This window comes from Paenibacillus sp. FSL R7-0210, assembly GCF_038009085.1.
Taxonomy (GTDB): Bacteria; Bacillota; Bacilli; order Paenibacillales; family Paenibacillaceae; genus Paenibacillus_AQ; species Paenibacillus_AQ silagei.
Genome location: NZ_JBBPAR010000001.1, coordinates 743539 through 758818, shown reverse-complemented (window position 1 = coordinate 758818; position 15280 = coordinate 743539). Strand labels below are relative to the sequence as shown.

The following is a 15280-nucleotide window of genomic DNA, read 5'->3' as shown; positions in this document are numbered from 1 at the left end:
AGGCGTGAACGATCGGCTCGCAGCAAGCACCGACTCTCTGGAGAACGTTACCTTATCGTACTTGTCCCGTCATCGAATTTGGATTCAATGGATACAGATATGTTCTAGTTATAGACGTTTTCTCCCCAATTGTCAAGGCGGATTACAACAGCAGGTCCCAGCTCAGCGGGGTGCCGACGGGCAGATCGGTTCTGAGGCGTTTGCCGAGAAGCAGATCATAATATTTGGGCGCGAGGCCGTAGCCGGGGCGGATGACTTTGATGTTATCCGCAGTGAGCAGGTCTCCGGCCTTGATGTCCTTGGAGGTATAGACAGACCGTCTGAATTGCAGGGATTTCTCTTCTTCGGGGGTGGGACCGATGGAGATACCCCCGAGTGCCCTCCAGGCCGTATCTGTCTCCCGGACCAGGAAAGCGAATTCTGCCGGCTCCAGGGAGAATGCAGCATCCACGCCGCCTTCCGCACGGTTCAGGGTGAAATGCTTTTCGATCACCGTACTGCCCAGCGCCACGCTTGCCACAGCGGCCCCTACGCCCAGGGTGTGGTCGGACAGGCCCACCTGAGCACGGAAGATGTCGCGCAGATACGGAATGGTATTGAGGTTGGTATTCCCGGGCGAAGCCGGATAGCTGCTGGTGCATTTGAGCAGTATATATTCCTGGCAGCCTGCGCCGGTAATGGTGTGGACAGCCTGTTCAATATCGCCAAGCGAGGCCATCCCGGTGGATATAATCATCGGCTTCCCTTTGGAGGCCACCTTCCGCAATAAGGGAATATCATTATTTTCGAAAGAAGCAATCTTGTAGCAGTCGACACCGAGGGTCTCCAGGAATTCGAGCGAGGACTCATCGAACGGGGTACTGAACGGAATCATCCCGAGCGCCCTGCACGAAGCAAAGATAGGCTCATGCCACTCCCATGGTGTATACGCCTCAGCATACAACTCATACAGCGATTTTCCCTTCCACAGTCCGTTCGAATCCCCAATCATGAAATCCTTATTCTGCAGATTAAGCGTCATGGTGTCCGGCGTATAGGTCTGGATTTTGAACGCATGTGCGCCAGCCCGGGCGGCGGCCTTAACGATGTCGAGCGCGCGGTCCAGGGACTTATTATGATTACCGGACATCTCCGCGATGACAAAAGGCGGATGCCCGCTGCCGATGGTGCGGTTACCGATCCTGATTTCCTTCATGGCCTGTCGTTGCCTCCTCTGTCAGCCGTAGCCTGTGCTTCTCCCATTTCTCCCGGAATAGGGCCATCAAGACCACATCCACAGGCTGATGATTTCTGATCCGTTGCCTGCCTAGCCTGCCTTCCTCTATGAAGCCTAGCTTGCGGTGATAGGACAAGCTCCGCTGATTGAAATCCAGGATTTGCGCGCACACCTTATTTAGCTGCTCCACCTGGAAAATATGCTCCAGCGCCAAGATTCCCATCATGGTGCCCGAGCCGGGGGGACAGCTCTTGTCCCCTATATAAAAGCCCCATTCACAGGTCTTGTGGACCCTGTCAATCTGTGAGAACTGCACGAAGCCTGCCGGTGTGTCCAGATAGTAACAGATTCGGACCACCCGGCTGGTATCCTCCTCTATAGCATGCATCCAGTTAAGATGCTCTTCCAGCGCAATGATCCCGTCATGATTCATATAGGGCCGGATGTGATCGGCATTGCGCCATTCCCATATGAGCCGGCTATGCTCTTGGCCCAGCTTCTCAAGCCTGTAGTCCCTTAGGTCTGCCATAGTCCCCTCCCATAATCCTGTCTATGACCTCATTCCATTTATCCTCGCCCATCAGGCGGAGCGCCTGCTCAGACATGGCCCGTACCTTGGACGGGTCGGCCAGCATAGCCTTAAGCCCCTGCTCAATGGCTTGAGCGGTCACCTCATTACTCTTCCCCAGGCAAAGTGCAGCCCCCTGCGCATGAACCAAGGCCGTGATCTCCCGCTGATTATCCGCCGTAATAATACATAGTGAAGGCAGGCCCAGGTAACAGCGCTCCCAGGTCGTACTTCCGCCTGCTCCGATGGAGAGGTCTGCCTTCTGCATCAAATCAGCCATGTAATCAATCTGGCAATGGAAGCTGGCCTGTGGCATCGAGTCACATAACGCTGCGATCTCATCCTTGCGGCAGTTCATTCCGCCTGCTACGACATCCAGCTGCAGGTTAGCGAAGGCGGGACTTTGCAGGGCCTGTAAGGCTTTGAGGGTCTCACCCGTAGGATCTGTGCCGCCAAAAAACACCAGAACCCGGTTTATGCCTCCGTCCCGTTCAGCCAGCCCCAGCTTAGCCGCGCGGAATTCCGGCCGCAGCAGCGTATAGCAGGTGCCTGTCAATTCAATGCAGTAGGCGGGAAGCAGCCCCTGGTAGCGGTCCCGGGCAGCGGATGGATTGGGGTCCAGCAGCAGATCACACTCATGCGGGCGGTCCGCCAAATCGTCGATGGCCACGATCTTCTTCGCTGTCCCCTGCACCCATGCTTCCCACCGCTTATCAATCCCGTAATGGTCAACAATGAGGCAATCTATAGGAGCAGCCCCCTCCAGCCGCTGAACTGTCTGCAAGGCATCGGTCCGCCAATCCACCTGAAGCCAGAATGCGGCGTACGACGGATCATCCGGCGGCGGCAGCAGCTCCACCGCATAGCCCTGGCCCCTGATATAGTCAGCCAGATTCCCTGGCAGCTCGCGGCAAATGAACGAGACCTTCCCGCCCTTGGCGGCAAGCCCTCCCGCAAGTGTCAGGCAACGCATGACATGGCCCGTGCCCATTGAATATGAGGAATCGGCCCGAATCCATATATTCATCTGATTAGCTGCTGTGCTTACCATGCGGTCCAGCCTCCGTCAACAGAGATATTCTCACCTGTAACATAGCTTGAAGCGGCAGAAGCCAGGAATACCATGACTCCCTTTAAATCTTCAGGAGTGCCGATCCTGCCCAGCGGATTCTTCCTCTCCAGCTGCCGGATGAACTGCGGGTCGGCTTGAACCGCTGCATTCGGAAAAGGCCCAGGCGATACCGTATTCGCTCTGATTCCATGTTGCCCGAAGTGGCAGGCAATGTAACGGGTAAACTGGCCAATCGCCGCTTTACCGGCCCCGTAATTGGCGGGATTATCCATCCCGCTTTCTCCGTAGACCTCCGGGTTCGGCGAGACCAGCCCATACATCGAGGAGACGTTAATGATGGAGCCTCTCTTTTGTTCAACCATATAGGGCAGGACGGACTTGACACATCTGAAGGTTCCGTTGATCGTCCCGTCCAGCCCGGCCAGCCACTGTTCTTCACTCATGACGGCCAGCTTGGCCGCTGAGCTGAACGCGGCATTATTCACCAGGATATCGATGCTTCCGGCCGCTTCGGCGATGCTCTGAATACATGCTCTGACTGATGCTTCATCCCGGATATCCATTGCCTTGCCGAAGCAGGCTGCTCCGGTGGTGCGGGCGATCGCCTCAGCGGTCTCCTTGCAGCGCTGACCACTTGAGCTTACCAGATAGACTGACGCGCCAGCCTCAGCCAGCCCCTCTGCTATAGCTGTGCCCAGATAACCAGCCCCTCCGGTCACAACCGCTGTCCGGCCTTGAAGATTGAATAATTCTTGAAGAGTACGCATCCGGTTACTTCCACCTCCTGGGGTCAATGATCTCTACAGGAATATCCGTAAAGGATTCACCAAGCTTCTGCCTCACTGCCCGGCTTAGAGGGGGCAATGCCATCATCCGCAGGTTCTCCTGCACCTGTTCCACCGTCTCGCAACCAATCACGATCCCGGATATCCCCGGAAGATCCCTCACATAGAGGAAGCACAGCTCTTTAACCGGTATCCCGGTTTCCTCGCTGTACCTGATTAATCGTAACAACGGCTGCTCCGCTTGCTTCAGCCCCGCCGGAAGCTGCTCCGGTGCCATCAGCAGCAGGCCTTGCAGATAGACACTGCGGACGAAGATTTCTGCGCCCTTCCGGGCGAGCCGCTCCAGCATTCCATTCGTTATCCATCTCTGGTCCAGCACATTCAACGGAATTTGAATGCTGTCCAGTTCTTCCTCGCGCATAAAATTCGCAATATCCTCCGCATCATACACGGATACGCCGATTCTGCGAATCAGCTGCTGCTGCTTCAGCTCCTGCAGTATTCGCAGAATTTCGCCGCCCTGGTAAGTCAGATCGAGCGGATCATGCAAGAGACAGACATCCAGCGCAGAGCACTTCAGCCGGTTCAGGGAAGAGCGGACGGAAGAGGTGACGAACCTCCTCCGCGCTTCCTCCGTGTGCAGTCCTAACCGCTGGACGGAAGGGAGCTTCGTCACAATCTGCGGCTTGGTCTGCGGATCTGCATCTTCCAGGCAATCTCCGATGATAGACTCGCTGTCCCCGTATCCCGGTGCGGTATCCAAATAACCGATCCCCGAGGTGAGGGCATATTGGAGCAGCTCATTCCTCTGTTGCACAGAGAGATTGGCGGCTGTATTCGCAATTCCGTAATTTCCGCCTAACTGGGCTGTACCCAGCACAAGCCTGGCTTTATTCATCATCTTCCGTAGCCTCGCTAACGTTAGGGTCTCTTCTTCAGGGTGGTTGCTTCATTCAGCTCCTTGACCAGCTCCGTATCATCCCGCCATTTCACCTGAATGCCCCTGTTGCGCTCAGCCATCTCAGGGTGGCCCTGCAGGAATGCCTTCAATTCTTCGAAGTACAGCGGTCTTGCCCCCACATCCAGTGCCTGGTAGATCGCCTCGAACAGCTCCAGATCCTGAAGCTCATCCATGGTTAACCGCCACTCGGGATGCACCCACTCCGCAGGAAGATCCACAGCATTGATCTTGAAGAGCGTCGGGTTGTTGAAAAAGTAAAAGGAAAGATACTCTGCATGCGTAAGCGGATTGGAATAGTGCAGCAGCCTGCTCAGCGCTTCAACGGTAAACACATCCCCCACCGTCCCCATGGTCGACTCCTTGGCGTAGGTAAAGTCCGCACCGCTTGCCAGATGCCGGTCTATCAGAAGCTGAAGCATCTCCGGGGAGATCGCCGGATTGTCGCCGGTGACCCGGACTACAATATCTGCCTGGGCCGCTTCAGCCACGCTCAGCATTCTGGCAGCCACATTGTCCGGGTCGCCGGTTACCACCTTCACCTGATGGTTCAGGGTGAACGCTGTAAGGGGCTGGTCGTCCGGCAGATCCGAGGTGGCCAGCACCACCTCATAGCCGCCCGGCACAGCCAGACAATTCATCAGGCATCTCTCGATGGCTGGAATGCCGTGAATCTCGCGCAGCGCCTTGCGGCGGAGCCGGGTAGATTTCAATCTACAGATGACGGCGATGCAGATTTTGGGTGCTTTTACCTTCCCGGGCGTGATGGGTGTGTTCGCTGGTATTGCTGCCGTTGCAATCACAGGGAATTGCACCGAAGCATTGCGCGCCATGAGGGCATCCGGCATAGAGGAACGCTTATAGCATATGTTCGCAGGCGTGATCATTTCACCCGGGCGCAGCTCCGTACGGGAGACGATCTTCAGAGAGGAATCCTCCAGATACCTTCTTTCCGATTCCTTAATTTCGAGGCTGCCCAGTACACACTCTGCCCGGCGCAGCTTATCCACCATCCGCGCGAATTCCTCCGGCTCCAGCGCGGAATAATAGTCAATGCCCTTCTCCGCACGGTTCAGGGTGATATGCTTCTCAATGACACTGGCCCCCAGCAGATAGGCATAGACCGGAAGATCGACCGCCATTTCATGATCGGCATCCTCATGGTCCGCGAAGCCCACCTCCAGCTGATAGGTTTGCTTAATATGGGCGATCCTGCTCAGATTGGAATCCTCAGTCCGGGTCGGATAGCCCTGGAAGCCGTGCATCAGCACGATGGGACCTTTGAAATGACCCCGGATGTATGCTAATTGGGAATCCATCTCTTCCTCCAGCCAGCCGCTTACACCGATAAGTAAGGGCTTATCGAACCTGTGCAGAGCTTCTATCAAGGGGAGCGACTGTAAGACGGTTGTGGGTAATTTCAAGCCGTCTACCTGCGATTCAAGCTCCGCGAGAAGCCCGACACCCCATTCGTCATAGACATCTACCCATACCTCCAGCCCCGCAGCCTTGGCAAGCTGTACAGCCTCCACCCATTGCTCCTTGCCGATGAACAAATTGATATACGTCTGATAATGGATGAAATCCGGCACCGCTAAGCTGTCGTAATGGAACCATTGAAATTTCACTCCGTCTGCACCGCTGCCTGCGGCCGCAAGGATCAGCTCCTGCAGCCGGCCGGAGTCGCCCATATGGGCATTGGCAATCTCGGCAATCACTTTTGCCTTGACCACATTAATCACTCCCTTCTCTTTTTCACTTGGAGTAGTGGCGGATCACCTTCTTGACCGCGGCGACCACATCCATCACATCTTCGGGGTCCATGCCCGCATATAACGGCAGCGTAATGAATTCCTCGTAGCAGCTTTCAGCAACCGGACAGATTCCCTTGCGGAATCCCAAGCTTTCGTAGTACGGATGGAGATAGGCGGGGATGTAGTGGACGTTTACTCCGATATTCTCCTTTTGCAGCGCCTGAAAGACCGTCTTGCGGGTGGCCTTCAGCTTCGATAGCTGAAGTCTGACAATGAACAGGTGCCAGCTCGACTCCGCCTCCGGAAGCTGATGCGGCAGAATAAGCTCTTCAGTCCCGCTCAACTCTTGCAGATACAAGGCTGCAAGCTGCTTGCGCTTCTCAATGAAGCTTCCGACTCTGCGCAGCTGGGAGATACCGAGTGAGGTCTGGATATCTGTAATCCGGTAGTTGTACCCGAGGAATTGCATCTCATAATACCAGGGTCCGTGGTTCTCCCTTAACTTGCGCTCATCCCTGGTGATGCCGTGGGTGCGGAACTGCAGCAGCTTCTCATAATACACCGGGTTATTGGTCGTAATCATTCCGCCTTCTCCCGTTGTTATATGCTTTACAGGATGGAAGCTGAACATGGTCATGTCTCCGATAGCCCCAATGCTTGTATTCTTATATCTTGCACCAAGCGCATGGGCGGCATCTTCGATCACGATCAGATTATGCTCCCGGGCAATCTGCAGAATCTCATCAAGCTGCGCCGGCTGGCCGGTGAAGTGGACCGGGATAATCGCTTTCGTCCGCGCGGTAATGCTCTCCCTGATCCGCTGCGGATCAAGGTTATACGTCCGCGGATCGATATCGGCAAATACCGGTACGCCCCCCTGATACAGCACACAGTTCGCCGTGGCGGCAAACGTCATCGGGGTTGTAATCACCTCATCCCCTTCACCGATTCCGGCGGCATAACAAGCTCCATGCAACGCTGCTGTTCCGCTGGAGAAAGCCACCGCATATTTCGCCCCTGTAAACGCTGCGATCTCCGCTTCAAATTGCTCAATGGCCGGCCCGCTGGTCAAGTAATCACTTTGCAGCACCTTGACCACGGACTCAATATCCTCGTCATCGATCATCTGTCTCCCATACGGCAAGTAGTGGGCACGTACAGGCTTCCCGCCGTCAATGGCCAGTTTGCTTTTTCTCATGACTGGTTCGGCTCCTTTCGGTGAAAGGTCTCAAGAATCCATTGCTCTGTCCGCCGGATGCCCTCTTGAATGGTAACCTTAGGCGTCCAGGACAATTGCTTCTCCGCCTTATTGTAATTGCATAACAGCTTCTGGATCTCACTCTGCGGGTGAATATGCGGAACGTGATGGATGGGGGCCTGCCCGTCTGCAATAAGCTCGGCCAATTGATTGACGGTGATATCCTCACCCGTGCCTGCATTGACAATTTCTCCATGCAACTTATCGCTGTAGCCCGCCTCCACCACGAAATCTGCACAGTCCCCCACGTATAATAGATCCCGTGATTGGGTGCCGTCTCCGTAGATATTCAGCGGCTCGCCTTTTAATTTGCTGTGAATGAAGATCGCCACGACGCCGCCTTCGCCCCCGGTTTTCTGATAGGGACCATAGGTGTTGAACGGTCTTACAACGACCACCGGCAGATCATAAGCGTAGAAATATGACAGGACCATATTCTCCGCTGCAATCTTGGCACCGGCGTAAGGCGAGGCTGGCTTGATGGGGGATTGCTCGTCAATTCCCTGCTCATCATTGGCTCTGGCATAGACCATGCAGGTACTCATGAAGACCATCTTCACCTGTTGCTTGCGGCATTCCTCGAGCAGATAGAAGGTGGCCAGCGTATCATTATTGAACGTGGTTTCAGGATCATCAATGCTGTCTTGCACGTTTATGCTTGCCGCCAGGTGGTAGCACAGGTCGAAGGTGTTCTCCCGGAAAAGCTCCTTCAAGGCCTCTCTGTCCTTGAGGTCCATGATCTGTACCTTCTGCAGATGCTCGCTATCTTCATACTCTTTCAGATTATCCAGGGATGAATTCGCCAAATTATCGATCACCCAGACACTTTGTCCATCCTTTAACAAACGCCCTACGACCCATCTGCCAATGAACCCTGTACCTCCGGTTACGAGTATATTCATAATAGCCTCCACTAGATTAGATTTTGTTCAATCGCCAGCTTCCTTACCTCCTCCTTGGTCAGCGGGATCTCTCCTTCGGAGCTGTAGGTGCCCGGCTTCGGCCTGCTTGCTTCCCGGTAGGACTGCGGTGCAGCATAGGGGGAAGGGACAATATATACATCTTTTAATTCATAAGCGGTTAAGGATTCCTCATGGGTCATCAGCTCTTCGTATCTCTTCTCACCGGGCTTCAGGCCGATCTCCAGGATCTTCACCTTAGACGACAGGCGAACCCCGTATTTCTTCGACGCCTCTTCGGCTACAACTTCAGCCAGATCCTTCAGCCTGATCACAGGCATCTTCAGAATAAAAGTCTCACCACCCTTCGCCAGCTGCAGGGACTGAACGGTGAGCCGGGTCGCCTGCTCCAGCGTCATCATGAATCTGGTCATGGACAGATCTGTTACGGTGATCGCTCTGCCTTCTCTCGCCTGCTTCACAAACAAGGGAATGACAGACCCTCTGGAGCCCATCACATTCCCGAACCGCACGGTGCAGAACACGGTTTGGCCGGGGCCTCCCGAGGTGACGGCAGAGGAAATCAGCTTCTCAGCAGACAGCTTGGTGGCCCCGTAGTTGTTGGTCGGCGAAATGGCCTTATCTGTGCTTGTAAAAACGACCTTGCGTACCTTCTGCTGCTTCGCTGCCTGAATCACGTTATGAGTGCCGATAATATTCGTAAGTACAGCCTCGAACGGGTTATATTCACAGAAGGATACATGCTTCATAGCTGCGGTATGGAAAACATAATCTATCCCCTCCATCGCAGCCAGCACACGGTCATAATTACGAACATCGCCAATCAGGTAGCGCAGCCTTGGATTTCCGTTCAGTTCATTCTGCAGCTCAAATTGTTTATATTCATCTCTGCTGAGAATCCGGATGACTTCAGGCTCCTGCTCTGCGATAAGCCTCACAATGCTTTTCCCGATGGTGCCGGTTCCGCCAATGACCAGAATTTTCTTGTTCCTAAAGAACATCTCCTCCTCCCCCCTGTTCATAGCTTGGGTCTTCCCTGGATCAGGCGGTCCATTAATTCGGCAAGTCTCCGGCCGGATTGCTCAATCTGATAGGATTGCTGCAAGAACTTATCCTTCACAGCCTTGTAGTTTACTTTCTCTTTATTGCTGGAGAAATAATGGGCCACCATTCGGGTCAGATCAGCCGGCTCTTTTTGAATATAGGGATCAAGGGCATCATAGTAATCATATTCACGGTTGGCCTGAATGAATTTGTAGACAAATACGGGCTTATCGAACAAAAGGCCTTCGAGGGCAACCGTGGAGAGGGTGGCGACCACGGCGTCCGATTTCATAATCAGCTCACGGGTGTCAGCCTTTCGGTCGGTAACCACATGAACATTGCTATATTCTTCTTCATACTCGGTATACAGCGAGATCAGCTTCTTGGACAGCTCCCAGGGATGGGGCTTAATAATCAACTGGAATTGCGGATGTGAGGCCAACTGGGTAAGCAGGGTGCGGATCTTGTATTCATCGAGCGTTGGTCCGGTAGCGATTAGTAAGGTGACTTTATGAGGGTCAAGCTGGTAGGTCTCCCGGAACGAATCTTTGGGGGTATGCGGTGCCGTAAAGATATCATCATAACGCGGGTGGCCGATGATCACAATTCGCTCCGCTTCAAGCCCTCTTCTCGTATACCAGTCGTGTTCGTATTGCCCATAGATTCCAACATGGCTGGAGAATACAGGAATGAATGCTTCCTCTCCCATCAGAATTCCGTGCTGCAGACATACGCTGGGAATCCCCTTAATCCCTGCAACGACGGCAAGTGTCCGGCTGGCAACATCTTCTGTCGTACCTACCATTACAGCGGCTACCGGCAGGTCATTGTAGAGATTAAACACCATTTCAATGGTATCTACAATGGTAGGAATCCGGCTTAGGAAGGTCTGGGTGAAAAATTCATTGCTGAACGCAGGATGTCCTTCGGCCTTAGCGAAGAGGTCTGCCGCCCGCTGGACCAGCTCTTCCGCCGCAGCTTTGGTGTCCTGCTTGTAGCCCAGGCTGTATACATTGGGGATGCCAAATAGCTCATCCGCTCTGGAGCGGGATAGAATCATGGCCGAATCTCCGCTGAAATGCTCGCTGATCGTTTGCTCCGACATTCTGATATAGTCCAGATTAATCAGTATTTTGCCCTTCAGATTGGACTTCACAGACTGATAGAGCGGCGCAACCATCGTTTCAAAAAAAGGCTGAATCTGATCCTGTTCATGAATACCGGAATGCTCCAGCTTCAGCTTAAAATCACTGCTTCCCATCTCGCTTCTAAGCTCATCATTGATTTGCTGATAGAAGTTCGTCATCAGGGCCAGAGGGATATTCCTGTACTTCAGCTCCTGTGCAGCATGGATAAATTCACTGTAGAGCGACCAGTAATTGGACAGATAGATAGACAATCCGTTTCCTCCTTCTTCATGCACCGGTTTTGGCAGCTTTTTTATTTCTTCTGCTGCATTAATTTCAGCTCTTCTCTCAGCTCCTTGCAGGTTCGCTGCGGGGGAAGCATCTGGATGAACTGGCTCTTCTCCTGGTGCTGCAATTGAAAGTGAATGGACAGCTCGGTGATATAGTTATCATCCAGAACCTCATCCACCGGGTAGAAGTCCCAGAACTGGTTGAGCCGCCAGAAGAACCGGCCGTCGCCAATTCTATAGAACTCCGGATTCTCATCCCAGTAGGACCCGAACTTGTCATGAATGACAGGAAGAATGGTGCTTCTGTGCAGGATGGAGCAATGATCAATGACGCAAGGGGCCACCGAAACGATTTTTTTGGCCGGTCTTAACTGGCTGCGGGTCACTTCATTGTGTTCATTCAAGTAGTTGACCAGCGATGCAGAGTAGGCAATCATGACCTCGGGGTTCTCCTCCAGATAGTCCACCATCTGCTCAAGTCTAGTATTTCTGTAACAGTTGTCATCCGTAGCATAGGAAATATACTCTCCCTTTGCTTGATACAGGGCTTGATTAATCAGCGCGGAATATCTGACCTTCTCCACCCTCTGCTGCAGGGTTTCTGTATCGCTTCTGAAGAATTTGATTCTCTTATCCTTGAGATAGGGCTCAATCACTTTCAGAGTTTCTTCATTCGAGTTATCATCCATCAGGTAGAATTCAAAATCTGTAAGCGTCTGATCCAGAATGGATTCAATGGACTTTGCGACATATGCGGCCTTATTGTAGCTGGTCATAATGATCGTAACTTTTGGCAATCGAATACCTCCCTCGCTGTTTACTTGCTATCATATGTATCCTTCTTCGAAACGGTATAGGTTAGAAGACTAAATTTTCAAATGGAGGACAGAATGCTTCTCTGGATCTAAGGGCAACCTGAATAAACGCCTAACAGAATAACTGTAAGGCGTGAATCAGGTCCGGTAAATCCGTCTATCAAGCTTGCACGTTCATTAACAAATCATGCACCCGGTGTTCAAAAGTATGGGCGGCCAGCACCTGCTGCCTCGCTGCTTCAGCTATCCGCTTGCGCTCATCGTCATGTGCCATATAGTAATGGATTTTCTGCAGTAAATCATGCTTATCCTGATACGAAACCACCTGATTTCCTTCCTCAAATTGATGACGGAGCCCGCTTCTATAGTCTGTAAGCTGAAACGCTTCACAGCTGGCCGCGTCGAAAGTGCGGTTGTTGATGCTTGTTGCGATGATCCCCGCCCGGTTCCGGTTGTACTTCTCAGCGGAGGGCCGGTGGATATTCAGCACAATCTTAGCGCCATTATAATAATTCACGGCTGTTTCGGGCTTCACCCAGGCGTTCACCAGCTCTATAGTCTGGCCGGGCTGCTTCACCCATTCATTGTAATACCTGCCCCACCCTCTCCCCACAATTTGAATCCGGTAATCGGTTCTCTGGAGTAAGAATTCGATAAGCTCTATGCGGTTACTGTAGGGTACACCTACTAAACAAATATCACTTTCATACTCTTCAGAGACCTCTGAGGGATGAAACAGGCAGGGATCTGTGCCCAGTGGCAGATGATTGACATGGGGATGACCAAGCTGTCTGTACTGTTCCAATGCGGCTTGATCGATGGTGAAGATGTAATCAAAATAAGGGATGAGCGAAACCGTCCAATCCATATAATAAGGGTCCTCGGTCAGCCATATAGCTGACTTCCCTTTGGTTTGTTGTATGAATTCCAGCACAGGTGTCGTGATTTTGAGGCCGGCCAGGACCAGAATCAGATCCGGCTGCAGGGACTGCTGCTTAAGCTTTAGCGCATCCAAGCCACTCTTTAGCGTGAAAGATTCACAACGATGGCCGGCCTTCGAAAAGGCTTCTATTATACTCTGCTCAAAAAAGTAATAGACGGCCCGGAAACCTGAGGTAATAAATAGAATATTCAAATATATTCCTCCCTTATAAACTCCCAATTTTCCAAAGAATAGGATGTCGCCCCAAGCATAATATCCATGAAAACCATATGATGTGATTATGATCAAATTGGAGGTGAAAATATGGCGCAAACATTAGTTGAATATGCAAGAAGTTTCCATACCAATCTAAGCACCGGAGTTATTATGATTCCAGTCCCTGCCACACCAACTCTGATATTAGAATTCGGTATGGCAATTCCTCCTGCTCCAAGCAATTATGTAGAACTCACTACTACCGTTGGCTGGGAGGTAACGAACGTATTTGCTACTCCGCCCGATCAGCCCAAGCTCCTGCTTGAAGTCCTTGTAGATGGCATCCTGGTCGGCAGTGCCCAGCAGTCCTCCATCTCGAACGATGAAGACGAACCACTGCGGATGACCACCATGTTCCAGACCATTCTTACCGATCTTCCCGAAGGATATTATGCGATTCAGGTATTTGCTACTAACCTGGAGGATCTTCAAGGAGATATCACCTTAAGAGGCCCTATCCTCATCACCGGAAAGGTAATCGCCACTGTATAAAGGCTATACAAAAAAACTCCTTGGTAGAAGTCTTATTTGCACTAAAGCAAACAAGACTAACTTCTACTAAGGAGTTTTTGTATGCATCTGAGCGGTTACCTGCTCAGAGCGCGTTCTCACTAACCTCACGACTCTCCAGCGCATTCCAGTCATCCTGGGACAGCAGCTCCAGCTGGGCTTCCAGCAGCGTCCGGAACCGGGTACGGTAGATCGAAGCCTGCTTGCGCAGCTCCTCGGTCTCGATCGCCACCTTGCGGGATTTGGACAACGCTTCGTTGATAATCCGGTCGGCGTTCTTCTCCGCTTCCTTGAGGATCAGCTGGGATTCCTTCTTGGAGTTGTTCTTCACATCATCCGCAGCCTCCTGGGCTACAAGAATGGTCTTGGACAGACTTTCTTCAATATTGACGAAATGATCCAGGCGTTCCTGAAGAGTTAACAGCTGGTTGTGCAGTTCCTTGTTCTCCCGGATCACACTCTCGTAATCCTTAATCACCTGATCCAGAAATTCATTGACCTCATCTTCGTCATAACCGCGGATTCTCCGGGAGAATTCCTTGTTATGTATATCGAGCGGTGTTAATGGCATGCTGTGCACCTCCTAGAAATTTCGGTGAAGATTATAGATGAAAGACAATTACCGGCGCACGGCCTGCTAAATGTCCATATTTCCCTGAGATTATCAATTTCGACAAGCACAGCTGTAATCCTGCAAAGACTTCAGACAAATTTGCCTACCAAAATCCGGTAACGGCCCTTCTTCGTCAAGCTGCCGATCTCCAGCACCTTGAACCGTCCGAAGCCCTGGATAGAGACCATGTCCCCGTCCTTCAGCGAACAGGACGGATCTTCCTCGACCTTCCAGTTCACCCGGACGCGCCCGGCCTTGATCGGGGCCAGAATCTTGCTCCGGCTGAGCCGCGTGACATCCGCTGCAATCCCGTCAAGCCGGAGGGAAGCCACTGTGAACTCCATCTTCTCCAGCTTGACTTCACTGCTGCGCAGACCCGATAACGGCAGGATCTCGGTACTGACATTAATCCGGTGTACACCGGTCAAATGGATGGACAGGTAATCCGCGATGTCAGCAGCCACCACTACGTGACAGCCGTCTTCCAGCACATGAATATCACCGATCTTGCCTCTTTTGATGCCAAGTCCCAGGATTGCCCCCATATAATCCCCATGCATAAGCGAGAGAAATTTCTGTTCGCCGGAGGTGATATTCAGCACGCTTAACTCCATATCCTCATCTGTGAGGTCACGATAATCCGGAGCCACCAGCCCCCGCTTCCGTTCGGCATCCGAAGAACCGCCCTCCCAGCGCACAATCACATCGGGATGGCGGTTCACCAGACTCTGCAGAATATAGGCCTGACGGGGGTCCAGGAATTCGGTCAGCTTCGTCTCATGATACTCTCCGGCATTCGTAACCCACTCCCAGGCCTTGTCCACAAACGGCCGCTCATCCGGGTGGAAATGCCCGTAGATTTCATTCTTCATCGGATTAGCCGAAGACCGAGGCTACGATAGAGTGAAGCCCGACTGCGGCAAAGCGCAGCATGATAATCGCGACAATCGGGGAAATATCCAGCGTTCCAAATAGCGGAGGAATAATCCTCCGGAACGGTGCCAGATACGGCTCCACCAGCTTGCCCAGCAGCTCACCGATAAAGTTCTCACGCAGATTCGGCAGCCAGGACATCAGAATGTATACGAGGATCATGTAATAGTAAATCTGAAATAGGATGTCTATAATTGAAGATATTTCATTCAAACCCTG

16 protein-coding genes are annotated in these 15280 nt (G+C 52.4%); 1 reads left to right on the top strand and 15 read right to left on the bottom strand.

Features of this window, described 5'->3' with window-relative positions; all coding sequences use genetic code 11:
• Positions 1 to 142: 142 nt before the first annotated feature.
• The 12 genes from pseI to MKY64_RS03285 form a co-directional block, all read right to left on the bottom strand.
• Positions 143 to 1195, bottom strand: a complete 1053-nt coding sequence (gene pseI / locus MKY64_RS03340; RefSeq protein ID WP_340950879.1) for a pseudaminic acid synthase — start codon at positions 1193 to 1195, stop codon at positions 143 to 145.
• On the bottom strand, positions 1173 to 1745 hold the full coding sequence (pseH, locus tag MKY64_RS03335) for a UDP-4-amino-4,6-dideoxy-N-acetyl-beta-L-altrosamine N-acetyltransferase (protein WP_340950877.1): 573 nt from the start codon (positions 1743 to 1745) through the stop codon (positions 1173 to 1175). Before pseH ends, pseI begins: the two co-directional genes overlap by 23 nt.
• Positions 1717 to 2811 carry a UDP-2,4-diacetamido-2,4,6-trideoxy-beta-L-altropyranose hydrolase gene (gene pseG, locus MKY64_RS03330; protein ID WP_340950875.1) on the bottom strand — a complete coding sequence of 365 codons (1095 nt, stop codon included), beginning with the start codon at positions 2809 to 2811 and terminating at the stop codon, positions 1717 to 1719. Before pseG ends, pseH begins: the two co-directional genes overlap by 29 nt.
• Before the next feature lie 17 nt (positions 2812 to 2828).
• The gene (locus MKY64_RS03325; protein ID WP_036724249.1) at positions 2829 to 3623 is read right to left on the bottom strand and encodes an SDR family NAD(P)-dependent oxidoreductase; all 795 of its coding nucleotides are present in this window, start codon (positions 3621 to 3623) and stop codon (positions 2829 to 2831) included.
• 4 nt (positions 3624 to 3627) lie between these two features.
• Positions 3628 to 4542 carry an aldo/keto reductase gene (locus MKY64_RS03320; protein ID WP_340950873.1) on the bottom strand — a complete coding sequence of 305 codons (915 nt, stop codon included), beginning with the start codon at positions 4540 to 4542 and terminating at the stop codon, positions 3628 to 3630.
• A 20-nt stretch (positions 4543 to 4562) separates the two neighbouring features.
• On the bottom strand, positions 4563 to 6332 hold the full coding sequence (locus MKY64_RS03315; protein ID WP_340950872.1) for an N-acetylneuraminate synthase family protein: 1770 nt from the start codon (positions 6330 to 6332) through the stop codon (positions 4563 to 4565).
• Between the two features lie 22 nt (positions 6333 to 6354).
• Positions 6355 to 7551, bottom strand: a complete 1197-nt coding sequence (gene pseC, locus MKY64_RS03310) for a UDP-4-amino-4,6-dideoxy-N-acetyl-beta-L-altrosamine transaminase (RefSeq protein WP_340950870.1) — start codon at positions 7549 to 7551, stop codon at positions 6355 to 6357.
• On the bottom strand, positions 7548 to 8513 hold the full coding sequence (locus tag MKY64_RS03305) for an NAD-dependent epimerase/dehydratase family protein (RefSeq protein WP_036724383.1): 966 nt from the start codon (positions 8511 to 8513) through the stop codon (positions 7548 to 7550). Before MKY64_RS03305 ends, pseC begins: the two co-directional genes overlap by 4 nt.
• Positions 8514 to 8524: 11 nt before the next feature.
• On the bottom strand, positions 8525 to 9532 hold the full coding sequence (locus tag MKY64_RS03300; protein WP_036724384.1) for an SDR family NAD(P)-dependent oxidoreductase: 1008 nt from the start codon (positions 9530 to 9532) through the stop codon (positions 8525 to 8527).
• Positions 9533 to 9549: 17 nt separating this feature from the next.
• Positions 9550 to 10974, bottom strand: coding sequence for a CDP-glycerol glycerophosphotransferase family protein (locus tag MKY64_RS03295; protein WP_340950867.1), 1425 nt, complete (start codon positions 10972 to 10974; stop codon positions 9550 to 9552).
• 41 nt (positions 10975 to 11015) lie between these two features.
• Positions 11016 to 11789, bottom strand: a complete 774-nt coding sequence (locus MKY64_RS03290) for a glycosyltransferase family 2 protein (RefSeq protein ID WP_340950866.1) — start codon at positions 11787 to 11789, stop codon at positions 11016 to 11018.
• A gap of 178 nt (positions 11790 to 11967) precedes the next feature.
• On the bottom strand, positions 11968 to 12942 hold the full coding sequence (locus MKY64_RS03285; protein ID WP_340950860.1) for a CgeB family protein: 975 nt from the start codon (positions 12940 to 12942) through the stop codon (positions 11968 to 11970).
• Positions 12943 to 13053: 111 nt separating this feature from the next.
• Between MKY64_RS03285 and MKY64_RS03280 the strand changes: the two genes are divergently transcribed.
• Positions 13054 to 13497 carry a hypothetical protein gene (locus MKY64_RS03280; protein ID WP_036724258.1) on the top strand — a complete coding sequence of 148 codons (444 nt, stop codon included), beginning with the start codon at positions 13054 to 13056 and terminating at the stop codon, positions 13495 to 13497.
• A 103-nt stretch (positions 13498 to 13600) separates the two neighbouring features.
• Here the strand turns inward: MKY64_RS03280 and MKY64_RS03275 are convergent, their stop codons facing one another.
• The 3 genes from MKY64_RS03275 to MKY64_RS03265 form a co-directional block, all read right to left on the bottom strand.
• A complete protein-coding gene (locus MKY64_RS03275; protein WP_036690176.1) occupies positions 13601 to 14086 on the bottom strand; it encodes a DivIVA domain-containing protein in 486 nt (161 codons plus the stop codon).
• 131 nt (positions 14087 to 14217) lie between these two features.
• On the bottom strand, positions 14218 to 15000 hold the full coding sequence (locus MKY64_RS03270) for a YlmH family RNA-binding protein (RefSeq protein WP_036724259.1): 783 nt from the start codon (positions 14998 to 15000) through the stop codon (positions 14218 to 14220).
• Positions 15001 to 15004: 4 nt separating this feature from the next.
• Entirely contained in the window at positions 15005 to 15274 is a 270-nt protein-coding gene (locus MKY64_RS03265; protein WP_036724260.1) for a YggT family protein, read from the bottom strand.
• Positions 15275 to 15280 lie beyond the last annotated feature (6 nt).